Annotated in this window: 25 protein-coding genes; 5 read left to right on the forward strand and 20 right to left on the reverse strand. The window is 34.4% G+C overall.

From position 1 onward, the window contains the following. Positions 1-276: 276 nt before the first annotated feature. The 17 genes from ACTND6_RS06735 to ACTND6_RS06815 all read right to left on the reverse strand — a co-directional run bounded on the left by ACTND6_RS06735 (position 277) and on the right by ACTND6_RS06815 (position 17,796). Positions 277-696 carry a very short patch repair endonuclease gene (locus ACTND6_RS06735; RefSeq protein WP_441023108.1) on the reverse strand — a complete coding sequence of 140 codons (420 nt, stop codon included), beginning with the start codon at positions 694-696 and terminating at the stop codon, positions 277-279. 27 nt (positions 697-723) lie between these two features. After that, the gene (locus ACTND6_RS06740) at positions 724-2,838 is read right to left on the reverse strand and encodes an ATP-dependent helicase (RefSeq protein ID WP_441023105.1); all 2,115 of its coding nucleotides are present in this window, start codon (positions 2,836-2,838) and stop codon (positions 724-726) included. Positions 2,839-2,895: 57 nt separating this feature from the next. Beyond that, the gene (locus tag ACTND6_RS06745; protein ID WP_441023103.1) at positions 2,896-3,450 is read right to left on the reverse strand and encodes a TetR/AcrR family transcriptional regulator; all 555 of its coding nucleotides are present in this window, start codon (positions 3,448-3,450) and stop codon (positions 2,896-2,898) included. Between the two features lie 47 nt (positions 3,451-3,497). Beyond that, positions 3,498-5,249 carry an FAD-dependent oxidoreductase gene (locus tag ACTND6_RS06750; protein WP_441023101.1) on the reverse strand — a complete coding sequence of 584 codons (1,752 nt, stop codon included), beginning with the start codon at positions 5,247-5,249 and terminating at the stop codon, positions 3,498-3,500. Positions 5,250-5,658: 409 nt separating this feature from the next. Further along, positions 5,659-5,898, reverse strand: coding sequence for a hypothetical protein (locus ACTND6_RS06755; RefSeq protein ID WP_441023099.1), 240 nt, complete (start codon positions 5,896-5,898; stop codon positions 5,659-5,661). Between the two features lie 332 nt (positions 5,899-6,230). After that, positions 6,231-7,166 carry a 1-phosphofructokinase family hexose kinase gene (locus tag ACTND6_RS06760; RefSeq protein WP_441023097.1) on the reverse strand — a complete coding sequence of 312 codons (936 nt, stop codon included), beginning with the start codon at positions 7,164-7,166 and terminating at the stop codon, positions 6,231-6,233. An 83-nt stretch (positions 7,167-7,249) separates the two neighbouring features. Next, a complete protein-coding gene (locus tag ACTND6_RS06765; protein ID WP_441023096.1) occupies positions 7,250-7,795 on the reverse strand; it encodes a hypothetical protein in 546 nt (181 codons plus the stop codon). 7 nt (positions 7,796-7,802) lie between these two features. Then, complete coding sequence (locus ACTND6_RS06770) at positions 7,803-8,351, reverse strand: redoxin domain-containing protein (RefSeq protein WP_441023094.1); 549 nt, start codon at positions 8,349-8,351, stop codon at positions 7,803-7,805. Continuing rightward, the gene (locus ACTND6_RS06775) at positions 8,348-9,427 is read right to left on the reverse strand and encodes an SIS domain-containing protein (RefSeq protein ID WP_441023092.1); all 1,080 of its coding nucleotides are present in this window, start codon (positions 9,425-9,427) and stop codon (positions 8,348-8,350) included. The genes ACTND6_RS06770 and ACTND6_RS06775 overlap by 4 nt, the downstream gene beginning before the upstream one ends. A 1-nt stretch (position 9,428) precedes the next feature. Beyond that, positions 9,429-10,082: an HAD-IA family hydrolase gene (locus ACTND6_RS06780; RefSeq protein ID WP_178176534.1), complete on the reverse strand. Its 654-nt coding sequence runs from the start codon at positions 10,080-10,082 to the stop codon at positions 9,429-9,431. A gap of 14 nt (positions 10,083-10,096) precedes the next feature. Continuing rightward, entirely contained in the window at positions 10,097-11,482 is a 1,386-nt protein-coding gene (locus ACTND6_RS06785; protein ID WP_441023089.1) for an MATE family efflux transporter, read from the reverse strand. Positions 11,483-11,560: 78 nt separating this feature from the next. After that, positions 11,561-12,532, reverse strand: coding sequence for an SIS domain-containing protein (locus tag ACTND6_RS06790; RefSeq protein WP_178176536.1), 972 nt, complete (start codon positions 12,530-12,532; stop codon positions 11,561-11,563). Positions 12,533-12,577: 45 nt separating this feature from the next. After that, positions 12,578-13,417 carry a PTS system mannose/fructose/sorbose family transporter subunit IID gene (locus tag ACTND6_RS06795; protein ID WP_441023087.1) on the reverse strand — a complete coding sequence of 280 codons (840 nt, stop codon included), beginning with the start codon at positions 13,415-13,417 and terminating at the stop codon, positions 12,578-12,580. Between the two features lie 14 nt (positions 13,418-13,431). Then, entirely contained in the window at positions 13,432-14,229 is a 798-nt protein-coding gene (locus tag ACTND6_RS06800; protein ID WP_441023085.1) for a PTS mannose/fructose/sorbose/N-acetylgalactosamine transporter subunit IIC, read from the reverse strand. A 40-nt stretch (positions 14,230-14,269) separates the two neighbouring features. After that, entirely contained in the window at positions 14,270-14,734 is a 465-nt protein-coding gene (locus ACTND6_RS06805) for a PTS sugar transporter subunit IIB (RefSeq protein WP_441023083.1), read from the reverse strand. Between the two features lie 18 nt (positions 14,735-14,752). Further along, the gene (locus tag ACTND6_RS06810) at positions 14,753-15,169 is read right to left on the reverse strand and encodes a hypothetical protein (protein WP_178176540.1); all 417 of its coding nucleotides are present in this window, start codon (positions 15,167-15,169) and stop codon (positions 14,753-14,755) included. Beyond that, the gene (locus tag ACTND6_RS06815; RefSeq protein WP_441023082.1) at positions 15,166-17,796 is read right to left on the reverse strand and encodes a PRD domain-containing protein; all 2,631 of its coding nucleotides are present in this window, start codon (positions 17,794-17,796) and stop codon (positions 15,166-15,168) included. The genes ACTND6_RS06810 and ACTND6_RS06815 overlap by 4 nt, the downstream gene beginning before the upstream one ends. Before the next feature lie 285 nt (positions 17,797-18,081). Between ACTND6_RS06815 and ACTND6_RS06820 the strand changes: the two genes are divergently transcribed. Both ACTND6_RS06820 and ACTND6_RS06825 read left to right on the forward strand, forming a co-directional pair. Beyond that, complete coding sequence (locus ACTND6_RS06820; protein ID WP_441023080.1) at positions 18,082-18,807, forward strand: GntR family transcriptional regulator; 726 nt, start codon at positions 18,082-18,084, stop codon at positions 18,805-18,807. Between the two features lie 119 nt (positions 18,808-18,926). Continuing rightward, complete coding sequence (locus ACTND6_RS06825) at positions 18,927-20,420, forward strand: RNA-binding domain-containing protein (protein WP_441023078.1); 1,494 nt, start codon at positions 18,927-18,929, stop codon at positions 20,418-20,420. Between the two features lie 29 nt (positions 20,421-20,449). On the opposite strand, the gene ACTND6_RS06830 is transcribed toward ACTND6_RS06825, so the two are convergent. Together ACTND6_RS06830 and ACTND6_RS06835 are read right to left on the reverse strand one after the other, a co-directional pair. Next, on the reverse strand, positions 20,450-20,626 hold the full coding sequence (locus ACTND6_RS06830) for a hypothetical protein (RefSeq protein ID WP_178176544.1): 177 nt from the start codon (positions 20,624-20,626) through the stop codon (positions 20,450-20,452). A 204-nt stretch (positions 20,627-20,830) separates the two neighbouring features. Continuing rightward, the gene (locus tag ACTND6_RS06835; RefSeq protein WP_441023076.1) at positions 20,831-21,166 is read right to left on the reverse strand and encodes a DUF3784 domain-containing protein; all 336 of its coding nucleotides are present in this window, start codon (positions 21,164-21,166) and stop codon (positions 20,831-20,833) included. Between the two features lie 209 nt (positions 21,167-21,375). Here ACTND6_RS06835 and ACTND6_RS06840 point away from each other — a divergent pair, with 209 nt between their 5' ends. Together ACTND6_RS06840 and ACTND6_RS06845 are read left to right on the forward strand one after the other, a co-directional pair. Beyond that, the gene (locus tag ACTND6_RS06840) at positions 21,376-22,053 is read left to right on the forward strand and encodes a response regulator (protein WP_441023074.1); all 678 of its coding nucleotides are present in this window, start codon (positions 21,376-21,378) and stop codon (positions 22,051-22,053) included. Beyond that, positions 22,050-23,687 carry an ATP-binding protein gene (locus ACTND6_RS06845; protein WP_441023072.1) on the forward strand — a complete coding sequence of 546 codons (1,638 nt, stop codon included), beginning with the start codon at positions 22,050-22,052 and terminating at the stop codon, positions 23,685-23,687. Before ACTND6_RS06840 ends, ACTND6_RS06845 begins: the two co-directional genes overlap by 4 nt. 13 nt (positions 23,688-23,700) lie before the next feature. On the opposite strand, the gene ACTND6_RS06850 is transcribed toward ACTND6_RS06845, so the two are convergent. Then, a complete protein-coding gene (locus ACTND6_RS06850; protein ID WP_441023070.1) occupies positions 23,701-24,438 on the reverse strand; it encodes a hypothetical protein in 738 nt (245 codons plus the stop codon). Between the two features lie 67 nt (positions 24,439-24,505). On the opposite strand from ACTND6_RS06850, the gene ACTND6_RS06855 reads away from it, so the two are divergent. Beyond that, positions 24,506-24,781, forward strand: coding sequence for an acylphosphatase (locus tag ACTND6_RS06855; protein ID WP_441023068.1), 276 nt, complete (start codon positions 24,506-24,508; stop codon positions 24,779-24,781). Positions 24,782-24,923 lie beyond the last annotated feature (142 nt).

The raw sequence follows: 24,923 nt of genomic DNA on the forward strand, positions 1-24,923 counted from the left end.
AGTAGAAAACTTACAATCTTATTTAAATTGGTTTATATATCTGCAGAGATGTAAAAGAGATAATGAAAAATGGCCGAAATCTAATAGAATTCTGCGCCATTTAGTTCTTGAGAGAGTTAGATTTAAGCGTAAATAAGCCATTTGTCAACCACACGATTGTAGATTAGCCGATTTATTTTTCATATACATACACTATACTTTTTTATCTACCAGTTAACAATTGAAATTATATCTTTTATTCTTAGTTTTTTATTTAATGGTGTAAAAATGACACTTTCAGTACGATCCATCCAGAATTTCTTCCACAAGTTTCTGCATTCTATAATCAAAACAATCTTTTAACTCATATTCCCAGACTGTAATTACTTTGTAATCCATGCTTTCCAGCTGTTTCTGCTTTTCAATATCTCGTTCCATATTGTCATTAAACTTTTTCATCCAATATGCAGTTCTTGATTTTGGAATATATGCAAGTCTACAATGCGGATGATGATGCCAGAAACAACCATTAACGAATATCACAGTACGATATTTATAAAGAACAATATCAGGTTTGCCTGGCAGTTCCTTTACATTCTTTCTATAGCGGAAACCATGATGATAAAGATACTTTCTCACTTCCATTTCAATAGATGTATCTTTTTCCTTGATTCTACTCATATTCCAGCTTCGTTTATTTTGTGATAATTTATCCATAGAAGTATCTTTCTGAATCAATCGCATTTACCCTTTTCCACTTTTCCTGCATTCAAGACACACACCTAAATTCATATGATTCATTCCGCCATAGGAAGAAAAATATTCCCTAGGTAATACTTTTTTACATATTTCACATTGAAACCATCTCTCTCCTGTATGATCAAATACTGGTTCTTCCTGTTGAGAAATCTGTGGAAGAATTTCTTTTTTTCTGAGATTAAAATCTTCTACTCTTTTTCTTTCAACTTCTTCTGAATCAATTTTCTTCACAAGTTGAGAATTTGTTTGTGTTTTCTTTACTTGTTTTGGAAACAGTTCTTGTATGAAGGAACTGTATCTATTTTCCATTTTAATCAGATTCAGATTGTTCTTTGCACGCGTCAAAGCAACATAGAACAATCTTCTTTCTTCCTGCTCCAATTGTTGACTAGACATGCATAGAATTTCTTCATTGTCTTGTACTGCCGGAAACTTTCCATCATAGACATCAATCAAATAAACTGTATCAAATTCTTTGCCTTTGCTTGCATGCACTGTAGATAAAATAATATTAGAAGAATTAGAATACACACCATTTCTCATAACATCTCTCAAATATTCAATGCGTTTCAAAAATGAAGAAATACTCGTCTCACTTTCTGCAATATATCGCAATGTTTCTAACTTTGTAAGATCTATATTCATATCTTTCGCATATTTCTTATAGCGATCATTGGAAGCAATCCAGATTGCATCTTTCACTTTTGCATAACATAAGCGATTGATCATAGATTCAAATGCTTCGATATTACTCATCGATACCTTTTCCTTATATTTATCTAATGCTTCAAAAACAGATATGGAATTTGTTTTACTATCAAGAATAATCTGTTCTTTCACCTGTTTTTTCAAAAACAGATACCCTTTATTTGCAACACGTTCAAAAGCATCTGTATCATATGGATCTAAAGCCAATCTCATAAAAGCTAATATATCTCGAATACATGGAACACCAAACACATCTGTTTTTGCTCCAGCCATAAAAAACGGAATATTCTTTCTCAATAATTGATCTACCAGTGGAACAGCACTGTCATTTTCACGATACAAGACAGCTGTTTGTGTACTCACATTTTCCAGCACTTTCATCATATATGCATATTGCGGTCTACGATCTTTGACTGCTCTTACTTTAACATCTTGTCCAGATGGACGATCCGCACACATATTCTTTTCAAAACGATCTCTATTTTTAGAGATGAAAGCTTGTGCCTTCAAAACAATTTCAGGTGTTGAACGATAATTCGTTTCCATACGAATCACTTTTGCATTTTCATGATCGTTTTGAAATAACAGTAATGCCTGCGGATACGCAGCACGAAATCCATAGATACTCTGATCTTCATCACCTACCATGAATAAATAATGATTGAAAGAAAGAATCTTGATCATATCATGTTGAATTTTAGAAGTATCTTGTGCTTCATCAACACAGATATACTGATACTTATGTGACCACAAATCTCGATAATACTTTCGATTCTCTAAGATCCATATCGCAAATACCATCTGATCATTAAAATCCATTAAACCTTGTTCCTTCATCACTTTCTCATACATTTCAAACATCTTAGGAAAAAAGGAATCATCTTCTTCTAATTCTTTGATTTGAGATGCATCAAGTCTCATATTCTTCACATATGTAATTTCACTTTGCAGATTCAGAATATCATTTTCACCAGGAAATTCTTTTGTAATACTTTGATATACATTTCTCAAGATTGCTTTTTCTCTTCTTTCATCAATCGTTCTTTTTGGATAATGCACATCAAAACAAAACTGTGAATAAATCTGATATGCAAGTGAATTAATTGTTTTAAAGGAAATTTGATTTGCCAACACACTTCCAAATTTCAAAGAAAAACGTTGCTTCATTTCTGCTGCAGCTTGTGTATTAAATGTAATCGCTAATATTTTTTCAGGATCAATATGTTTTTCAAGAATCATGTATCCAAGTCTTGTGACAAGAACCGTTGTCTTTCCAGAACCAGGAACAGCCAGCAATAAAACATTCTCATCAATCGCCTGTACAGCCTGTGCCTGTTGAGAATTTAAATGAATATCATATTTCTTGCAGAAAGATAAAAAATCATTGTTCATTGAAAGTATTATAAATCATTCTCAAAAAAAACAAGCATGCATCATCACATACTTGTCTCACTTAATTAAGTACTTCAATGTATTTTTTACAAGCAGCAAATCTTCATTACTCTGTTTAATCCAAGAAGAAATCAATGCTCCATGGATAATACCAAAGATACTTTGCGCTCTTTCAACTGCTTCTTCTTTTTCATATCCAAACTTCAAGAACTGATCAACATATAACTGCTGCCAGGAAATATATATTTCTTTACACTTTTCATGAATGGATGGATCAAGATATGCAGATTCAATTCCAATCATTGATAATGTTAAAGATACAAAATGTTGATTATCTAATAAATGATTTGCCAAACCATTTATCATAGATTCAAAACATTCTATTAACGTATCATGATTAAAATAGTTCTTTTGAATTCCATTGACCATTTTTGTATAGCAATATTCTAACACATGATTTAACAAATCTATTTTTCCATTAGGAAAATAATAGTAAAAGCTTCCTTTTGGAACACCACATGAATCTAATATTTCTTTCAGCCCAACACCATAATATCCTTTTTCAGCAAATAATGTTGAAGCATTCTGTACAATCTCTTCTTTTTTATCCATACAAGTATTCTACAATAAAAGCTCTCATAAAGAGAGCCTTATATTACTTATTTACTTACACTTAATCCTGCATTATGACCACTTGTAATAGCCCATGAGAATAAAGAACCAGGATAATAGATATCCCCTTCCAAACCACCAACAACTTCTCCAGAAGCATATAATCCTTCTACAGCTTCTTGATCTTTATTTAATACCTGCATATCTGAATTAATATGCAAACCACCAAGTGTTGCATAGTATCTATTACATAATTCAATTGCATATACAGCTCCATCTGTGTTTAATGCAAATTTGCTTGTACGACCAAATGTATCTTCTTTACCAACATTTTTGCTAAATGTATCTACTGTTTCCTCTAATGCAGAAGCATCCATATTTAATTTCTTAGCCAATGCATCAATACTATCTGCTTTTACAAATACAGGATTACTAGAACCATCATTTTCCAGCCATTCCTTTACATCATCTTCTGTATAGATCTTTGAACCTTCCATACCTTTATTAAATGCTGCAAAACTTGCTTCATCACAAATCAGATACTGTTTCTCATTCTTTGCCTGTGCATTCTTCAAATCATAAGAACTACCTTGTTCATTAGCAAATCTAACACCATCCTGATTCACAAGGAAAGCACCACTTGTATTATATGCACTGCCAACACCTGGATTTGTATACTGTCCAAGACCGCTAGGCATGATCATAGAATTAGGCTGAACATTCACAAGATCCATGTTGACTGTATCAGCATCAACAGCTTCAGCCATCTTTAAGCCATCACCATCAGCTCCAGCATGACCAGCATATACAAATGCTTTATATTCTTCAGGAACCATTTCATCATTATGACCAAATCCACCACAAGAAAGAATGACACTGCCAGCATGAATTGTATATTCTTTATCTTCACTTTCAGCTTTAACACCTGTCACTTTTCCATCTTCAACAACAAGTTCTGTTGCTTTTGTATTTGTAAAGAATTTACCGCCTTGTTTTTCAAATCCATCTGTTAACGTCTTAACAACAGCACTGCCTCTACCAACAGCACTAAAAGTTCTAGCTGGACCTTCAGATGGCTGATACTCAACATTACCACCATCTTCACTCACGAGCCAGTCAACAGCTGCACCAACTGAATTTACAAAAATATCTAAAGTACCTTCATCATTCTTATTATGACCATTCTTCAGCATATCTTCTTTTAAAGCTTCAGGTGTATCATTCATGCCTGATTCTTTTTCCATCTTACTACCTGTAGCAACTGTACCGGCACCTGCCATTGCACTTGCTCCTCCAGCAAATCCAGTCTTTTCTAAAAGAACAACTGATTTACCATTCTGTAAAGCCGTTAAAGCTGCACTTAATCCAGATGCACCTGCGCCAACAACCGCAACATCATATGTTTCTTCAACAGATTCTTTTTCAGATGCTGTTTTACTACCTTTCATTGACTCAACATCTGCTCCTGCTTTTGTTAAAGCATCTTGTAAAGCTTTTGTAAAACCTTTGCTAGTTAAAGTTGCTCCAGACTGTACATCTGGTTCACTTGTCTGATCAGCAATTGTCTGATCAACAAGTTTTGGCAATGCTAATTTACCAATGGACTCTGTTTCGTTTTCTTCAACAACATCAATAGATTTAATACTTGTTTCATCAACTGTAACATTCAACTTGATTTCACCATGAAATCCTTCACCAACACCCTCGTATGTGCCAGCTTTCATTCCAGTGCTATTTGAAGAGGATGTACATCCTGCAATCAAAAACAAAGGAAGAACAATAGATAATAACTTTTTCATATTCCCTCCACTAAGTTACTAGACAACTGTCTAGTAACTATTGTAGACGATTGTCTACAAAAATGAAAGAACAAAATTAACATAACATAGCGAAAACTTATACATCCATCGAAATGCAAGTATTTCATTATATTTGTAAACATATCATTTAAGTTTAAGAGGGCATGTGCTAATATGTTCTTGAGGTCATTACTATTAATATTCAATTTTACCTTTATCTGATGTGTTGACGTATATCAGTGCAGGAAATAATGGTAATGGTCTTTTATTATGATTGGCAAACCATCAAAAATAGAAACTTAATACTTTACAAAATGAAAAAGAATCAGAGTTCTGAAGCTCTGGTTCTTTTTTATGTTTATATGTTTTTATAATTATGCTCTAATTATACTTTTCTATTCTCAATGGATTACCATCCAAAATCAGATGCTTCTGGCGTTGGCACTATTGTTGGTTCTATAGGCTCTGGTGTTGGTTCTTGCGTTGGTTCAGCTGTTGGTTCTGGTCGTACACCTGGATCAGGTGTTGCATAAATTACTTTTTTTAAATCCAATTTCTTTTTAGATCCATCAGAGTAGTATACATATAAGTCATTCTCTTCAACTTTTAAATCCGTAACAAACTTTTCAATATTCTTTACTACTCCCAAATTTACAGATGAATTATTAGAATTTTTAATTCCGATGCCATCTTTGCCGTTTACTCCATCTTTCCCTGAAATACCATCTTTACCATCCTTGCCATTTAAGCCATTACTTCCATTTTTACCGTCAATTCCGTTCTTTCCGTCTTTCCCATTACTTCCGTCTTTACCGTCAGCACCATTCTTACCATCTATTCCGTTACTACCATCTTTGCCATTTGTTACGTTCTTTCCATCTTTGCCATTTTTAGTAATTGTCTGAATTGTTATTTCGCCGTCTACTCCATCTTCACCTTTTTCACCCTTTAAATTTCCAAGCGAAAAAACTCTACCGTCTTCTAATACAATAGAAACATTACCTTCTTCACCTTCATCTGTAAAAGATATCCTTCAATATCACGTAGTGTAATATCTTCCAGTTTACTAGCGGTTGCATTCCCAGCTGCACCACCCCACTGCAGTGCTTCTTCAAAAGAATATCCCTGTGACAGCTTTCCAATAAAAGAAGCAAGCATTGCATCCCCTGCACCTACTTTATTGACAAGTACTGTACGAGGCTGCTCCAGTTTATAAATCCCCTGTGCATTAGATAATACTGCACCATCTTTACCTAAAGAAACAAGGATATTCTCTATTCCAAGTGCATTTGCTTTTCTTAGATATTCTTCAATATTTGATTCATTGATCTCATTATTCTTCATTAACAGTTGTAATTCATACAGATTTGGTTTGATTAGATATGGTTTGCATTCTTTTAGCTGTTCCATTGTGATTTGTTCCATATCGATCACTACTTTTGCATTTCTTTGATGTACTGCCTGAGCCAATGTAACTACAAAATCTTCTGGAAAGCCATGCATCATGGAGCCAGAGATAATCGCAATATCATCTGCATTGATCTTTGCAATTTCATCTAATAGAAGCTGAACAGTACATTCATTTACGACTGGTCCACTGCCATTAATACATAATGCCTCCTCCCCATAGTTTGCTTTCATATTGATACGATTCATTCCATCGACTGGAATTGGAATCATTTCAATATTCGAATCTTTCGAAAAGGAATCCTGAATATACTGCCCTGTAAATCCTCCAAGTACCGCAATTGCCTTAGATGGAATATTCAGTACACTTAGAATCTTAGAAACATTCAATCCCTTTCCACCTGCCTTATAGATTTCATGACTTCCACGATTCACTTCATCTACCAACAGTGTTTCATTTAATGTAATGAAGTAGTCGATTGCAGGATTTAATGTAATTGTATAAATCATATAAAATTCTTCTTTCTTTTATTTTATTATACGATGATTTTTAATACATAAACAAAAGAAGGCTATCACACTGTGATTACCTTCTAACACATTTCTTGGATTAATTTTTGAAGCTTTGTAAGAAACATCCGTTCTTCACTGGATGCATTACACAATCTTTGCTGGATTTCATCTTTCACAGAAGAATCCATTGTCACAAAGACTTTGTATACAAGTGTAGCCATATCTTTTAGCTGATCATTCTTTTTCAATGACATGATATTAGAATATGCTCTTTTACACAATTCCTTATCTTTCTTTTCCACCGCAAACATCATGATATTAGAATATACCGCAGAACACTGTACATCAGATAATCCCATGGCATCAAACTTTAATAAAACATGATCCAATGCTTTTCTATCATCTTGAAGAATAGAAGCATTCATTCTCAGATAATTTGCATTATATTCTTGAATATAACCATGCTCTTCAGCATCTTTTAGTTGTTTTTCAAAGGAAGCAAACTCCTTATGATTTAATAATTCAACAAGTTGATTCTGTACTTGTTTCGCATACCCCTTTCTTTTCGCATCCGCGTATAGAAAGGAAGCAAAAAATATAATCAACGCAATTGTTACTATTTTCATACGATTTTTAAATGATCATTTCCAGCATCTCATCAATGGACGGCATATCAACAATTGTTTTCGCATAATGTGATACTAATACTTTTCCATTTCCATCTACATAGAAGAAAGCTGGAAGCTGCTGCTCATTCCCTTCATAAACACCATGCACAAAACCACATGCCTTTGCTTTATCACCCTTTGCCTTTAATGCATCCCTGTCTTCACCAACAAGTTCTTCCATGCTATTAGCTGGTGCAATGTCTAATGACTGGTATACATGCATATCAGAATCACAAATCAATGGGAATGGTAATGTCTGTCCATCTAAATCATGCTTCACATTTTCACTCGTAGACTGCATGACTACACAAACATTCACACCCTTCTCTTTAAATTCATTGATTCTCTGTGTCAACAGATGCACATCATATCTACAGGCAGTACATCCAATATAGCGCAATACCACAAACATCATTGGTTTATGATTCATCAGTTCAGCAATACTTGTGTTCCCCGCAAAAGCTTCTGTTACCCGAAAATCCGGAAATGTGTCTCCTGTTTTTAATCTAGTCATTTTTCTTCACCTTCTTCATATACATAACTATTCATGTATCTATGGAAATTGCGATCTGAAGGGTCATTCAGATTCATTCCACGCTGTTTCATCATACATTCAGCAAATACCTGTAAAACAGCTAAATATTCGAAAGATACATATGGATTGCTGTCTTTAAATGAATATTTGAAAGAAAGTATATCTGCTTCACTTCCTGTAATCAACAAACAACAAGCATTTTTATGTTCTTTTAAGTATTTCAGTAACCGTATCATTCTATCAAGATGACGTGATTGATTGCCTAATGCAATGACAAGTGTCTTATCATCAATAGCATGATAAATTCCATGCATGAATTCTTCCAGTTCATAATATCTCACACAGCACTTCACAGTCTCAAGAATCTTCAAAGCACCTTCTAGTGCTGATGGAACACATTGATCACATCCAATCACAATGATATTGTCATATTGATCAAATGGAATTTCTGATGTTAGATACCACTCCTGTGCTTTATTGACAATGTTTGTAAAATCATCAAATACCTCTAAGATTTCAGAAATCATACGAACATATTCCGTATGGGATATCACGTTTGTAAATTTTAATAACTGCGCAAATAACAAGATCACCTCAACCGTCGAACAATAATACCCTTTTGTCTTTGGGCCAATTGCTTCTTCAATATTCATTTTCAAACAGGCATCTGCATGTTTAACAATTGGTGAAGGATTTTCTGCCGTAACAACAATTGTAAGACACCCATGATTTCTTGCCTTATCTAACGCCTGAATCGTTGAATTAGATTGTCCAGCCTGTGAAAAACCAATAACCAAAGAATTTTCTTCAATGACTTTCACGTTATCTACAAATTCCATTGCACAATATGCATACACTGGAATATGAAGCATTGTTTCCAATGGATCAATGCAGGTTAAAGCTGCAGAGTAACTTGTTCCAGAACCAACAACATAAATATGATCGATCTTACGATTGATCAGATACTCCAATACTTCACTTATATTGGATGTATCAGATATCATTTTACGAATTGCCTGTGGCGTTTCTAAAACATAATTCACCATTGTTTTCATACTAAAATTCCTCAATCATTTTTTGAACATCATACAAACTATTTACAATTTTATAAGCATTTTCTCTATCTATTTCCTTAGGAGGATTGATAGAAGGTATCATGATTACTTTCGCATTTGCTTCATATGCAGACTGTACACCATATCCTGTATCTTCCAATACCAGGACATCTTCTGGATCACAATGAACTGCTTCTAATACTTTCAAATAAATTTCAGGGGAAGGCTTTCTTTTTGATACCTCATCTCCACAAAGAATATATTCAAAGCGATCAATGATTCCCATTTTCGTTAAACGTTTCATTGTAGCTTCACGATTTGTCGTTGTAGCTACGGCTTTACGAATATGCAGTTTTTCAAGTGTATCTAAAAGTTCCAATACTCCAGGCATCAATTCAATGTTTTCATCGAGGTACTTTGTTCCTAGTTTTCTAGCTGCATCTAACAGTTCTTCTCTATTTTCAATATCTCCAAGATTTTCATCCAGTACTTTCGTTACATCACTTCCAGAAATTCCTACAACTTTATGGAAAACAGCTGAAAATTGAGGTACATGATACTTCTCTGCAATATCTGCCCACGCTTTTTCCCATAGAAATTCTGTGTTTAATAACGTTCCATCAACATCAAAGATAACCATTTTTAATTCATTCATCATTTTCTCTCCTCTTATTTACATGCATTTACTTTTCCTTCACATTGAAAAGGAAAGTGTGGCTGATCTAAGTATCGCAATACTTTTTTAGAAATAATCACACCAGCAGATAATAGATATCTCACCCATTGATCTACATTGACAATCATCCAGATCCAGAAAATATCTAAATGGAATACAGAACTCACGAGATAGCATCCAAATACACGTACACCCCAGATTCCAACCATATCAATAATCGTTGGCAATGTACTGAATCCAATGGATCGTATATATCCATATTCAATTTTCGATTTCATTTGTGGGAATTGTGATGCAATCATAGATAATAGATATACATGTGCAATATCAATCAATTCCATCTTATCTGTCAATAAATGTAAGACATTCTTAGAAAATAGAAGTAAGAACAACATGTTAATTCCACAGATGATATAACAATAATAATTCAATCGCTTATAGGAGGCCTTAAACATATCTGCATCCTTTGCACCAATGGCTAATGAGGATAAAGACATCGCAGCAGTCAAGAAACCTGAACTCATCATGTCGCAGAACCCTTCTGCCTGCAGTCCAATTTGATACGCTGCATAGAACTGTTGACCATAGCTCAAGATATATGTGGACAGGAATACAGCCGCAAAGTTCCAGAAAGAATTTCCTATCGCTGTTGGAACACCAAATCGAATCAATTCTTTGATTATTCCCACATCTAAATTGAATTTAGATAATTCATGTGAACGATAGACACTGTTTCGATTGAATAATAAATAAGCTCCAACAAGCAGCATTACAATAATACGAAGGTTGTTTGTAATTGCGGCACCTTGTAATCCCATACCTTGAATTGGACCAATTCCAAGAATTAACACATATCCCAATACCATACTGACAAGGTTTCCAATCGTTGCGATATACAATGGCGTTTTTGTATTGCCATCGGCTTGAAACATGGAAGAATTCAAATGAATAATTGCCAGGAAAGGATAGGTCAATACATGAATTCGCAAGAAAGATGCACCATATGTCAATAACGTTGAATCTGAACTCATCGTTGATAATAGCGGTTGAGGAAATACCCAGATCAAAACGGCAGCAACAAGAGCAACTGGAAATGCGATAAACAAAGCCTGAAAATAATAATTGAGACCCTCTTTTCTTTTTCCAGCACCAAAGGCTCTAGCAAAAATTACCATTGTACCAATCGCAAATCCTTTTAATATCGAGAAATATATTCCATAGACACGTGTAGAAATCCCATACGCACTGATTTCCGTTACACTGAGTCTACCAATATATCCTGTTAATATCATGTCAGAAAGAATCAGGAAAGCATTTTCAAGAATTGCGGGTACTAATATACGTAATATTTTTTGATCCAGTTTTTTTGTATCCCTCATTTGTACTTACCTCCATTTTCTAAAAATACAGCCTGCATAAGGAGAGTAAGCAGGCTGTACTACTAAGATGTATGTGAATTAATAATTATATTTCCACATGTATTTACGCCAGCTTAGTGGGTGCTGACGACGATCAGCAAGAAGATGGTTATAAACACCTAGAATCTCACTGTAGAAGCTGTGATCGAAGTATCCAGATACTTCACCAAGTTCTTTCATACCATAATCGAAACCATCAATCACTGTTGTATGTTCAGAGAACTTGCCTAAGAATGCAAGTGTTCTTTCATCTACAGCTCTTGTAGCACCTGTAGATTTGAGGAGCAAGAATGCTGTGTCTGGTTCTGTAATTTCGAATGGTCCATTGAAGAATTCATCAGAATGGATTGCGGAAGAGTTGATCCACTGCATTTCCATGAAGATGCAGATTGTCTGCTGATGTGCTGCAGCCCAAGCTGTACCTGAACCAATTGTGTAAATGATTTCGTTTTTCGCATAGTTGATAGAGAACTTAATTGCATCTGGTACAACTGCCTTTTGTGCTTCTGGAACGATTGTGTTCATCTTTTCCATAGCAGCTACCATTTCTTCATACTTCTTGTCATTATGTTCAACAGCATTAACAAGTTCATAAGCAATCTTTAATGCATAAGCACCCTTAGATTCTTCATAGAGAGCTCCATCAGCACCTGTGTCCTTGAACTGAATGATATAGTCACAGATTTCTTCAAGTGGAGTACCTGTTTCAAGCTGTAAGCCTACAACTGTTGCACCAACTTCCTTAGCCTTTTTAGCAGCTGCAACTGTCTGACGTGTATCACCTCTACGGGATGCACAAACGACGAGTGAGTTTTCACCTACATTTGCTGGAGTGTCATTGGCAAATTCATTTGCATTTTCATAAACAGTTGTGAGTTTCTTTGATTCATGTGTTACATAGTAATGTGGAGCAAAGAAGCAAGCGAGTGATCCACCACATCCTGTAAAGCTGATATTATTGATTTCCTTCTTAGATGTGATTTCATTGATCATTGATTTTACGTCGTACATAATTTTTTCCCTTTTTTGACCTTTCTTTTTGTATGAATCAAGCAATTAGACTGCTAAGATTCCAAAATAATTTAGAATGATACCTGCTACGAAGCAGCCGATGATAACTACCATTGGTTTCACTTTTCCTGATTTGATAATGCCATACATGACCCATGTCATAATTAATGGAAGCATTTTTGGTAAGATACCATCTAATACATTCTGTAATACGAATGCTTCACCAAATGCGATTGGAGTTGTCAAGTTAGCAAGTGAAGCAGACATACCACCGATAACGAATAGACCTGCGATAGAACAAACGAACATTACTTTTTCCATAAGATTGGATTGAGACATCTGTCTAACAAATTCCTGTCCCTTTGTATACCCAAGTTTTCCTAAGAACCATGTAATAGATACAGATGTTGATACAGAGATCAATGCTGCTAAGATTGGTCCTAAGATATTGCCTTGCTGAGCAAGTGAGATACCAATAGACATTGCGATGATACGAATTGTTCCCTGGAATAAGGAATCCCCAATTCCTGATAGAGGACCCATTAATGCAACTTTAACTGCGTTGATTGCTGCTGGATCAAATGTATCTGGATTTTCTGCATATTCTTCTTCCATAGCCTGTGCAATACCTAATGTCAATGCACCACACTGTGGAGTGATATTGAAGAATTCCAAGTGTCTACGATATGCTTCTTTCTTCTTTTCAATTTCATCTTCTTCTGGATAGAGACGGTCAATACAGTGAGACATGCCATACATGAATGCTGTATTCATCTGTCTTTCATAGTTCCAGTTTGTCTGCATGCACCATGCGCCCCAGAAGATTTCCTTTAGCTTTTTATTTAAAGGATAATTTTTCTGTGTTTCTAAACCTTTTTGAGACATAATCATTTACTCCTTTAATTATCTAGATCTTCCAGATCATCTAATGTGCTGTCAGCAGATTGTGGTGCTGCGTTTGATCCACCACCTGTATACTTGACTGTATATAGAACAACTGCGATAACGATACCGATCAAGGCTATAGCAGTTAAGCCAAGTCCTGAATATGCGGCTAATAAGAATCCAGCGAAGAAATATACGACTGTATTTCTATTCACCATTGTGGATAACAACATTGCAAATCCGTAGAAGGCAATGATATTTGCACCTAGTGAGATACCCTTTGTCAGCCATGTTGGAACGGAAGAAGCAATGGACTGTACTACATCAGCACCGAAGTAAACGGATAAGAATACTGGAATGATTGTAAATAGGACATAGAGTACAGGACCATATACAATGTCAACTCTCTTTGCTTTTGCGAAGTCTCCTTTATCAACTGCTTCATCACACATGTGTGTAAAACGAATACGGATGACAGAAGAAATTGTTCCTAATAATGTGGATAATAGAGTCATAGGAACTGCTACTGTAAGAGCTGTTTCAATATCCGCACCAGTCATGATGCAGATTGCACATCCTACCAAGGAACCCATGTTCATATCGATACCAGAAGCACCGATGGACATCATACCTAATGTAGCCAATTCCATTTGTGCACCAACTGCTAAGCCGACTGGTAAATTACCAAGTAATAAACCACAGATGGTACATGTCATAAGAGGTCTCTCGAAGTTCAATCTTCCCAACATACGGGAGTCAAGAATCATCAGAACCGAAATAAGTGTCACTATCAATGTTTGTACAATACGCATAATTATTAATTAACCCCCTTTCGATAGTGAATGGTTGTGATCATAGTTTCAGAGGATCACGTTTTGTTGTTGGTAACTGCTGCATGAACAGTTCACAGCCTGTTGCCTGGATCTTTCTAAGTTCTTCTTCTTCATCTGGAGCGAGGTAAACAACATCTCCATATTTTTTAGAACCTTCTTTTTTAGCAATTCCACCAAGATTTAATTCTTTGAATTTTGGATGACCAGTAATATATCCTGCTGCATCTTTACAATTTCCGAAAATTATGAATACATTATCGTTCAGTGAGTCAATTTTATCGGCTCGTTCAAGTGCTTTGCTGACAGAGAATATGTTGAGTTTACATCCTGCTGGCTTTGCCATGTTTAACGTCATCTTCTGGAAGTCGTCATTTGCTACCTTATCATCAATGACAATGATTCTTGTTGCTGATAAGAAGTGTGTCCAGGTAAATGCTACCTGTCCATGTACCAGACGATGATCGATCCGTAGTGCTTTAATCATTCTTACACCTCCTTTTCTTTACAGATCTTCTTCAATCCCTTCAATGTTTACTAATGCTGTATTGCAATAGACTGCTTTGAAGTCATTTGAATTTAGTTTTGTTTCGATTTCATCTTGATTTGGATTTGTCAGAATGAAATCAATCAGAACGCCAAGCGTTGTATTTGTGATGAGATGAAACTGATGATTTTTTAATGCATTCACAAATCCGTTATTGACGGAACCGCCATATAAATCTGTAAATACATATAATTCTTGTGTTTCTTCATCATATGCATCCATGATTGTTTGAATCGTTTTTTCCAGATTGAAATCTGGTGTTGTGTAGCAGCAGTATGTTTCTACCCCTTCATCTGTAGCGATGATTTTTAATGCTGATCGAAAACCTTCTGCTAATGTGCCATGTGTTGCGATGACTATCTTTCTTTCTTTCATTTTGTTTCTCCCTCATGTTCGAAAAACGAATATATGTATTTCATTTCTGAATCTGGTATAACGATGCTGTAATGTGATTCAATGTTTTTGAATGATGCATGAATATCTTGAATAAAATCCTGATGATTCTTTATGAATTCATCCGTCGCATTGTCATTTTGAAGTACTGATGTTTTTGTAACCAGTCTTTCAATGAGAATGCATACATGGATATAGATTGCAACTAATGTCCTGCCTTCAAGATTAACTTTTCTTCTTGTCTGCAATGTATCAATTGATGCAGTTGTTGCATCCAGTAATGGTTTTGGATTCAAGATAGTCAGATAATTTAATACATTCATTAATGTGAAGTTTCTTCTGACATTGATAATCAACTGCTTCAAGTTATCTTCATTGAGATATCCACTCAGCTTTGTGGAAACTAGATCCAGGTTTGTAGTGGTGATAATATCTTGCAGAGGAATGAAAGGAATTCCTATCACCCCTGGATCTTCAGTTCCACTCACGAATAGCACGTTGTATATTTCCTGTATCTTTTGAACTTCTTGTTTTGCTTCTGTAAAAGAAATGATTTGAAGCGATACAGGAATCTCAATTGGAAGGGAATCATAGAAAAGATTTGACATTCTTTGTGCTGTCTGGATTCCGCTTTCACTTGTGAATAAAATTGCGTCTTTCTTCCTGGATTTCAGAATCTTGTATTCAACCTTGTAATCTTCTTCTGCGTTATCAAAAAATTTTTCGATTGGGATTGCATTTTTGATTTTGTAGCCAATATCCAATGCCATCTTTGTGGTGACATTGTTAATGACTGCTAAGTTTCTATTTTTGGCAAATTCATCATCAGCAATTTTTTCCAGGGATCCCATATCTACCATGATGCAGATATCAGCATGTTGATTAATTCTTGAAAGCTTGTCACGAAGCTTCATCTTGATTTCTTCAACAGTTGTCATGACTGACATATCAATGGAATCAAATACATAAGAACCAATCATTGTATTTACTGCACTTGCAATGGAAGAAGCTGTTGAGTATCCATGACAGATTACAATTCCAAACGTTTTGTTTTTATTGAAATCTGCGTTATAGGAAGAAATAGTTAGATTCATAATAATTTTCAAGATTTCAGGAATCTCTTCTTCAAGATTCATCATGAGCAGCTGTGAAAATTCATCACTCACCATTGTTTCACTGACATAAATGCGTCTCATCTTTTGAATTGTTTTGATCAATGCATTAGCATATTCGTCTTCCCATTTAGAAATCTGAAGGCTGTTTTCTTTGTATACAACAAGTAATTTTGCAATTAAGAATGAGAAACTTCCTGGAATATTAATGAAGTACTTTTGTGCAACACGATTTACAATCAATGAAATTGCGGCTTCTGTTCCACGTAATGTACGATCATTACCAACACTTCTTAATAGCTTTTCAGCCATCTGTTCATAGACTTTGTTATAGGCATCCATTGTTTCCGCAACAGATTTCTTTTCACTTGCTTCTAATATATTTGTGAAATATGTAAGATACTCATTGATTTCTGTACTTACTTGATAAGAATGACAATCAATATATCGAACATCTTCTGTTGTGATTTCAATGTTTTCCAATACTTCTTCTGGCAAGTCATATGTATGAACGATGATTTCATCATCATTTCTGCTCATTGCCTGTGCACAGATTAATTTGATCATTTTAGATAACTGATCAATATTGTTCTCATATTTTCGATTGCTTAGAGCTCGTAATACGTTGGAACAGATCTGAATGTTTTTGCCAAGCAGATCAGATTCCCTGGCGAACAATGCAATGATAATTCCCTCTTTTTCTTCTTTTGGCTTTTCATCGAAGTCTTTCATATGAATTGCGACTGGAATATACTTTGCAAGTTCTGCAGGCAAGAAATCATCCGGTCTATTACAAGCTAGAAAGATAAAATGGACATTTTTGTTTATACCTTTTTCAAAGAACTGCAATAAATATGAACTAATTTCATCTGTCATTTTTTCAAAATGAGATAGGATCAATACAATCGATTCATTTTGTTTTTCATTGATATACGACTGTATCTTTTCAACAAGGAATGGATCAGGATTGGAAAGATCACGATGAACGATCTTTGCACCTTTTTGAAGAATTCCCTTTTTCACTTGAGAGTTTTTACAAACCAGTTCCGCAAGTGTCTGTTTTCCACAACCTTCATTTCCGTAAATGATGAACGAAAGACCATCTGGAGGATAATTGAATACTTCATTGCATTTCTTGATTGTTCTTTTTAATGAACCATCATGTCCAACCATTGAAGTAAAAACATCAGAGATATTTCCGCATCTCTTTAGATACTCAATCATTTCTTCCATATCCAGGAATTCCTGATTACGTATTGAAACATGGAATTTCTTTTCCAGTGCAACGCCATCAAAGAAGTAGACTGGTCTGCTTTTGACCTTGTAAATTTCATCTTCTTCACATAGCTCATTGAGATATTGAGAAGTGATGCTTCTTGAGATATGTAATGCATCCGCAATCGATACGGTTGTAAACATATCAGTATGTACCAGATCAAATTTGTTTGTTTTGTCAGTGATATATTCACTGATCATTTCCTTTGTTGTCTTGTTCATATCTTTTACGCTTTCTATTCTACGTTTGAGAATCCTTAAAATTTTTTTGTACCGCATTTCCAACAAAAACCATAATTTTTCGTTAGAAATTAGACAGATTCATTTGTTTTCGACACTAATCTTGTTTGAAAACGCTTTATATCGTTTCTTTTGTCAACATTTTTTACATCTGTCGACAATATTATGTATATACATTTATCACTTGTATATACATTTTAGGCATTGTGGAACAATGTTTCATTACTATAACTTCTAAAGTGTTAGGCAAATCGATATAATTGATATATGAAAACAGTCCAGAAATACGAAGAAATTGAACAATACATCTTAAATTTAATTGCGGAACAGAACTTAAAACCTGGAAATAAAATTCCAACAGAAATTGAATTATGTAGACAGAGTGGATATTCTAGAATGACAATCAATAAAGCTTTGAATCATTTAGCAGATGAAGGACACATTGTTCGAACACGAGGAAAAGGAAGCTTTGTTGCTTCCCCTTCTGTACATAAACAGATTTCACAATTCAGCAGTTTTACAGATGATATGAGAAGCATTGGATTAAAAGCAGGATCAAAGCTTTTATCATATTCTGTCATTCAAGCAAAACAAAACCCGATCATTCAACAAAAGCTGCAATTAGAAGATGATGATCTGGTTCATGATTTTGTTCGATTACGAACAGGAAATGACACACCAATTGCCATCAGTCATACATGGATCAGTGAGAAGCTAATTCCTGTTATTCCACCTGCACAATTGGAGCATTCATTGATAACATACTTAGTAGAACAATATTCCATAAAACCAGAACATGGTGAATTTGAATTTTCTGCTAAAATTCCTACTTCAGAACAAAAAAAGCTTCTGCAGTTAAACAATCAGGAAGCTCTTCTTTTAAGTGCACATACAACATATGGTGATTTTCATGGAGAAATTCTCCCGTATGAATATGTTGAAACATCTTATAACAGTGATTTATATACATATACATTAAGCATCAAGGTGTAATATCCTTGGTGGTTTTTATATTCCTTATATTTCACTTCTTTTTCATACACACATCTAGATATCTGTCATATAATTAAGTCGTAAGCTAGTCGTATGCTAATCGTAAGTCGGGAGGTCATATGTCAATTCCAATTACAATCAACAAATTACTAAATGACAATATTGTAGAATGGGCACGGATTGAATTTAAAGAAGGGTGGAATCCTGATACAACATTAAAGACAATCAGTGCATTCGCAAATGATATTGATAACTGGGGTGGTGGCTATATTGTCATCGGCATCAAAGAAGAAAATGGAAAACTCACGCATCCAATCAAAGGTTTAAATGAAGATTCCATTGATGCAATACAGAAAGATCTTTTAAAGTATTGTAATTATCTAAAACCAAAATATATTCCGCAAAGTGAGCCAGTATACTATGAAGGAAAGCTTTTACTTCTAATATGGTGTCCTGGCGGATATGAAAGACCATATCAATGTCCTAAAAAACCTACATCAAAAGAAAAAGAAAAAACATACTACATTCGAAAATTATCAAGCACAATTGAAGCAACAGATTTGGATGTGAAAGAATTAATTTCCTTATCTCATAACATTCCATTTGATGATCGTATTCATATGCGTGCAGACATTACTGATTTAAAGCTTCCGCTTATTAAAAACTATCTACAAAACATCAACAGCAATCTTCTCATTGGAATCGATAATAAAAGCATTGAAGATCTTGCCAAAAGTCTAAGAATTGCAGATGGACCAAAAGAATTCTTTAAACCACTGAATGTTGGGCTATTATTTTTCAATGATGAACCTGAACAATTTTTTCCTTACAGTCGCATTGAACTCATCAATATTCCTGATGCAACAGGACAAGGTATGGAAGAAAGAATATTTTCCGGTCCAATTGACGAGCAGCTAAGAGATACCCTTCGCTATATTAAAAATAATGTAATCGTAGAAAAAGTATTTAAACTGCCTGATCAAATGGAATCCATTCGTGTCAAAAACTATAGCTATGAAGCTCTAGAAGAATTCATTTCCAATGCAATCTATCACCGTTCTTATCAGATCCATGAACCAGTTACGATTCGCATTGAAAAAGAATGTATTGAAATTACAAGTACCCCAGGGCCAGATCGTTCCATTACAGATGACGATCTCATGAAATTACATATGCGTTCAAGAAGATACAGAAATCGAAGAATTGGTGATTTCCTAAAAGAATTACATCTTGTTGAAGGAAGAAATACAGGAATACCAACAGCTCTTAGAAGTATTGAAGCAAATGGTTCTCCTCTGCCAGAATTTCTCACAGATGATGATCGTTCTTTCTTTACCGTCATTCTTCCTATTCATGAAAGTTTTAGAACAATTACCTTTAAAAAGAAAACAAGAAGAACAAAAGAAGAATTAAGAGAAGAAATACTAAATGCACTAGAAGAAAATGATTATTCTGAAAGAGCACTCTATGAATCATTAGGATACTCTGGAAATCCTTCCAAAACATTTAGAGAATGTATCAAAAACATGATAAAAGAACCAACAATTGCATATAATGGTTCTGGAATCCGTTCTCCAAATTCCGTTTTAACAAAAATCAAAAAAAACAAATAAAAAGCAACAATCACGTTGCTTTTTTCATATTAGATCTTTCCTTCTTTCTTTAATACTTCTCTTCTTTGAGAAAATAATTCATCTAGATATCTACAACATTCGATGGCTCTAGCGAAGCGATTCGTATGCTCTTTGTGATAATAAAACGGTGGCTGCGTCATACAATTCATAACAATTCTAAGTTTAACGGCATTGACTGCTTTCATTCACTTTCCTCCTGTAAACAAAGCATCTAGTTGTCTTGATCCTCGTATTTATAGATGATGGTTTTTAGATGATGGTTTTTGATCTTTGAAACGTCTAGATATAAGCCTATTGTACCGTATTTTATATTATTTGCAATAGTAAAAAACAGCATAAATAAGCCATTATTTAACATTCATAAAAAGCAAAGAAATAGCTTGGACAAGCTATTTCTTTTGATATTTTTCAAATGCTTCTTTTGCATCTAAATGAACATCTTTGATAAACGCAATGCTCCAGATAACATAGGCTGCAATTGCCATATAGGATGAAATCAATATTGAAAGAAACATTCCTATAAGCATGATGCAAGTCCAGATAAAGAACTGATTTCTTGTATCTTTTGCGATTGCTGCAGAGTCATACATATCTCTTTCTTTTTTCGATAATGTATTAAATCCAGATACAAGCATTGCACCTTTTTCTTTCAAAAGACTCAATATGATTACCAGGATTCCAAAGATACAGGCAAGAATCCCACACGCCCACGCACCAGTATTCATACAACTATCTCCTTCTTTTCTCTATTTTAGAACAATATCAATAACAAATATCAATTATTTTACAATTTGCTCTTTTTTCATATTACATAAAATAGCGTAAATATCACTTAAAATGAAGCAGATGTTAAATACTTTACACATTTTTTACAATTCAATTGTATAGTATTTTACATAGTACAAATACGATATTTGTGAAGGAAGGTATCAATATGACGATGATCTATTGTGTAGAAGATGATAAAAGTATCCGTGAGATTGAAATGTATACTTTACAATCCACAGGATTTGAAACAAAAGGATTTGAAGATGGACATTCTTTCTTTGAAGAACTCAAAGAAAAAAAACCAGACCTCATTTTATTAGATGTAATGCTGCCAGATGAAGATGGAATTTCCATTCTGACAAAGCTGAAGAAAAATCCAGATACAAATGATATCCCTGTCATTATTGCTTCTGCAAAAGGTGAAGAGTATGACAAAATCAAAGGTTTGGATACAGGAGCAGATGATTACCTTGCCAAACCATTTGGCATGATGGAAATGATTTCCCGTATTAAAGCAGTATTGAGAAGAAGCATACATGCCGTTTCAAGTAACTTAACATCAGGAAATATTGAAATGGATCTCAATTCTCATATCGTAAAAGTCAATGGAGAACAGGTTGACCTCACACTCAAAGAATATGAACTGCTCAAGCTGTTCATTTCTCATCCTGGTATTGTATATTCCAGAGAAGCCCTTCTCAATAAAATCTGGGAAGTGGAATATTATGGGGAAACAAGAACCGTAGATGTGCATATCCGTACATTACGTTCCAAATTAATGGAAGAAGGTAACCGTATTACAACAGTACGTGGAGTTGGTTATCGTTATGAGGCAATGGTATGAAAAAGAAACTGTTTAAAAACATATTGTTAAGTATGGTCGTAACATTAACAGTATGTATGTTATTAATGATTCTTGTATTAAATAAAAATTTCGTAAAGATTGAAATTGGTCAGCTTGCAAAAGAAGCAACGCTTGCCAGCAGTGGTGTAGAAAATGATGGTGAAAGCTATCTTGAAAGTATTAACGATCCTGATTATCGAATTACATGGTTAGACAGTGCAGGAAATGTTCTCTATGATACACAAGTCAATTCCGCTACAATGGAAAACCATTCTTCACGTGAAGAATTCAAAAAGGCAATGAGTGAAGGAGAAGGCTCTTCGATTCGTTATAGTTCTACAATGCTTCAGCAGAATATCTATTACGCTGTAAAACTAAACGATAATACAGTATTAAGAATCGCAGAAACGTATGATTCTGTATTGTTCTTGACACTTCGTCTATTAACACCAATTTTATGGATCTATATTCTCGCAATTGCGATTTCTGGTTTCCTGGCAAATTATCTTGCGAAAAGAATTTCCAAGCCAATCAATGAAATTGATTTGGATCATCCATTATCTAAACCAAGCTATGAAGAAATTCAACCATTGTTAACACGTGTTGATTCACAAAACAAACAAATTGAAAAACAGATTGCTGATCTTCACCAAAAGAAAAAAGAATTCAATTCCGTCACAGATAACATTTCTGAAGGATTAATTCTCTTAAACAAAGAAACTGAAGTCGTATCCATCAATAACGCTGCACGTCAGCTCTTCCAGACAGAAAATCAAAATGCAATCTTATCTTCAGAAGAAATTAAAGATTTGATTGAAAAAGCAAAGCAAGGAAAAGAAGCAGAAACAATTCTAAGAAAAGATGAAGCAATTATCCGTGTCATTGCCAATCCAATCTATTCCCATTCCGTATTTACTGGTATTTCCATTCTTGCATTCGATATTACAAATACATATGAAGCAGAACGTACGAGAAAAGAATTCACTGCGAATGTATCTCATGAATTAAAAACACCTCTGCAGACAATCATGGGAAGTGCTGAACTATTACAGAATCACCTTGTCAAACAAGATGATATCCCTTCTTTCTATGAAAAGATTCATCAGGAATCTAGCAGAATGCTTACTTTAATTGATGATATTATTCGCTTATCACAATTAGATGAATCATCACAGGTAGAAGAAAATATATTACGTATCAATGATTCCGCAAAGGAAGCAATCAATTCATTAAAAGAAAGTGCAAAAAAGAAAAACATTCAGATTCATACAAATCTGAATGAAGCATTCATTAAAGCAAATTCTAGATTGATCTATGAAATCATCTACAACCTGATTGATAATGCAATCCGTTATTCAAACAACGATTCTTCCATTGAAGTATCTACATATACAGATATTCATCATGCCTATTTGAAAGTCAAAGATCACGGCATTGGTATTCCACTCGAAGATCAAAGCAGAATCTTTGAAAGATTCTACCGTGTAGATAAATCACACTCTCGTGCAACTGGTGGTACAGGTTTAGGACTATCCATCGTAAAACACGCAGTGAAATTATCACATGGAACAATTGCATTAGAAAGTGAATTAAATAAAGGAAGTACGTTTACAGTTGCATTTCCAAAAGCCTAGCAATAGGCTTTTTTCATTCATCCCATAAACCATTGCTTCCATAATATTCATATCTGCTTTTTGCATCTTCATATGCGCGATAAATCGCATCCAAATCATCAAAAGATACAGTAAATGCATTGCCAAGCAGTTCATAGTGTCCATGATGAATCACAACACCACCATCTTTTCCAAATGCAAAGACAGCTCTACCCTTCTCTTCAATATTGCGAATCAAACGTCTTAAATGCTGCACATCTTCTACATAATCACTCATTAAAGCAAAGTCACTTAGTAATCCAAGACCATCTATTTCTTCCTCTTCCCATTCATAAGGACTCTCAAAATGTTCCAGTAAGACGTGACTTGCCGCATGATTACAGATCATTACACCATCAAACTGCACCAGTAAACGACCAATCCCGGCATCCACAATATTCTGCATCATGCTTTCCGACTGACTCGCATAAAGATATAAAACATCTGCATCATTTAACAATGTTTCTAATGCAGTACTGGAATCTTTAAACAGATGAAAGAATGTAATATTGTTTTCTTTGATTCCATAGTTTTTAAAAGGTGCAACGATCTTTTCATAGATCTTTCCTCCCTTTTTAAAATAGTAATCCCATTCTTCTTCATCACTGCTATATTCATCAGAATGCATGAATGGAACAACAACAACTTTAGAATCCTTTGTAAAATATTCATTTAAAGATGGATATGCCCAATTGGCATCAAAATTTGTATCATTTACTAAAATATTAACCATAGAAGTTATTATAGCCATTTTCTTTTCAAAAGAAAGTCCATATAATTTATTTAATGAGGTATGTCAAATGGTAAAAAGATATCATGTTATTGTAGAAGGAAGAGTACAATGCGTTGGTTTTCGAAGCTTCTGTATATTACAGGCACAACAAAGAGGATTAACTGGCAGTGTCAGAAACATGTCAAATGGGATGGTTGAAATCTTTGTTCAAGGTGATGAGAAACAGGTAGATTCCTTTCTCAAAAAAGTGAAAGAAGGAGATCGTTTTATTCTTGTAGAAGATATGTCAATCAAAGAATGTCCTGTTGAAGAAAACGAAAAAAGATTCTCATATGGATGGTAGAAATCTTGTGTAAAACAAGATTTTTTTGTTTTTTTTCATAACTGACCACCTGATTCAAAAAAGTTCAGAAATCTCTTTAGTGTCCGCTTTTTAGTACAATAAAATCATATTGCTGGATATACACTTTAACTGCGAGGTAAAA

The organism is Bulleidia sp. HCP3S3_C9, from assembly GCF_052064035.1.
GTDB lineage: Bacteria > Bacillota_I > Bacilli_A > Erysipelotrichales > Erysipelotrichaceae > Bulleidia.

Bases quoted from the DNA above. Each gene is read 5' to 3' on its own strand.
- ACTND6_RS06735 (WP_441023108.1), bottom strand. From the start codon at position 696: ATGGATAAATTATCACAAAATAAACGAAGCTGGAATATGAGTAGAATC.
- ACTND6_RS06740 (WP_441023105.1), bottom strand. From the start codon at position 2,838: ATGAACAATGATTTTTTATCTTTCTGCAAGAAATATGATATTCATTTA.
- ACTND6_RS06745 (WP_441023103.1), bottom strand. From the start codon at position 3,450: ATGGATAAAAAAGAAGAGATTGTACAGAATGCTTCAACATTATTTGCT.
- ACTND6_RS06750 (WP_441023101.1), bottom strand. From the start codon at position 5,249: ATGAAAAAGTTATTATCTATTGTTCTTCCTTTGTTTTTGATTGCAGGA.
- ACTND6_RS06760 (WP_441023097.1), bottom strand. From the start codon at position 7,166: ATGATTTATACAATTACATTAAATCCTGCAATCGACTACTTCATTACA.
- ACTND6_RS06765 (WP_441023096.1), bottom strand. From the start codon at position 7,795: ATGAAAATAGTAACAATTGCGTTGATTATATTTTTTGCTTCCTTTCTA.
- ACTND6_RS06770 (WP_441023094.1), bottom strand. From the start codon at position 8,351: ATGACTAGATTAAAAACAGGAGACACATTTCCGGATTTTCGGGTAACA.
- ACTND6_RS06775 (WP_441023092.1), bottom strand. From the start codon at position 9,427: ATGAAAACAATGGTGAATTATGTTTTAGAAACGCCACAGGCAATTCGT.
- ACTND6_RS06780 (WP_178176534.1), bottom strand. From the start codon at position 10,082: ATGAATGAATTAAAAATGGTTATCTTTGATGTTGATGGAACGTTATTA.
- ACTND6_RS06785 (WP_441023089.1), bottom strand. From the start codon at position 11,482: ATGAGGGATACAAAAAAACTGGATCAAAAAATATTACGTATATTAGTA.
- ACTND6_RS06790 (WP_178176536.1), bottom strand. From the start codon at position 12,532: ATGTACGACGTAAAATCAATGATCAATGAAATCACATCTAAGAAGGAA.
- ACTND6_RS06795 (WP_441023087.1), bottom strand. From the start codon at position 13,417: ATGTCTCAAAAAGGTTTAGAAACACAGAAAAATTATCCTTTAAATAAA.
- ACTND6_RS06800 (WP_441023085.1), bottom strand. From the start codon at position 14,229: ATGCGTATTGTACAAACATTGATAGTGACACTTATTTCGGTTCTGATG.
- ACTND6_RS06805 (WP_441023083.1), bottom strand. From the start codon at position 14,734: ATGATTAAAGCACTACGGATCGATCATCGTCTGGTACATGGACAGGTA.
- ACTND6_RS06810 (WP_178176540.1), bottom strand. From the start codon at position 15,169: ATGAAAGAAAGAAAGATAGTCATCGCAACACATGGCACATTAGCAGAA.
- ACTND6_RS06815 (WP_441023082.1), bottom strand. From the start codon at position 17,796: ATGAACAAGACAACAAAGGAAATGATCAGTGAATATATCACTGACAAA.
- ACTND6_RS06820 (WP_441023080.1), top strand. From the start codon at position 18,082: ATGAAAACAGTCCAGAAATACGAAGAAATTGAACAATACATCTTAAAT.
- ACTND6_RS06825 (WP_441023078.1), top strand. From the start codon at position 18,927: ATGTCAATTCCAATTACAATCAACAAATTACTAAATGACAATATTGTA.
- ACTND6_RS06830 (WP_178176544.1), bottom strand. From the start codon at position 20,626: ATGAAAGCAGTCAATGCCGTTAAACTTAGAATTGTTATGAATTGTATG.
- ACTND6_RS06835 (WP_441023076.1), bottom strand. From the start codon at position 21,166: ATGAATACTGGTGCGTGGGCGTGTGGGATTCTTGCCTGTATCTTTGGA.
- ACTND6_RS06840 (WP_441023074.1), top strand. From the start codon at position 21,376: ATGACGATGATCTATTGTGTAGAAGATGATAAAAGTATCCGTGAGATT.
- ACTND6_RS06845 (WP_441023072.1), top strand. From the start codon at position 22,050: ATGAAAAAGAAACTGTTTAAAAACATATTGTTAAGTATGGTCGTAACA.
- ACTND6_RS06850 (WP_441023070.1), bottom strand. From the start codon at position 24,438: ATGGTTAATATTTTAGTAAATGATACAAATTTTGATGCCAATTGGGCA.
- ACTND6_RS06855 (WP_441023068.1), top strand. From the start codon at position 24,506: ATGGTAAAAAGATATCATGTTATTGTAGAAGGAAGAGTACAATGCGTT.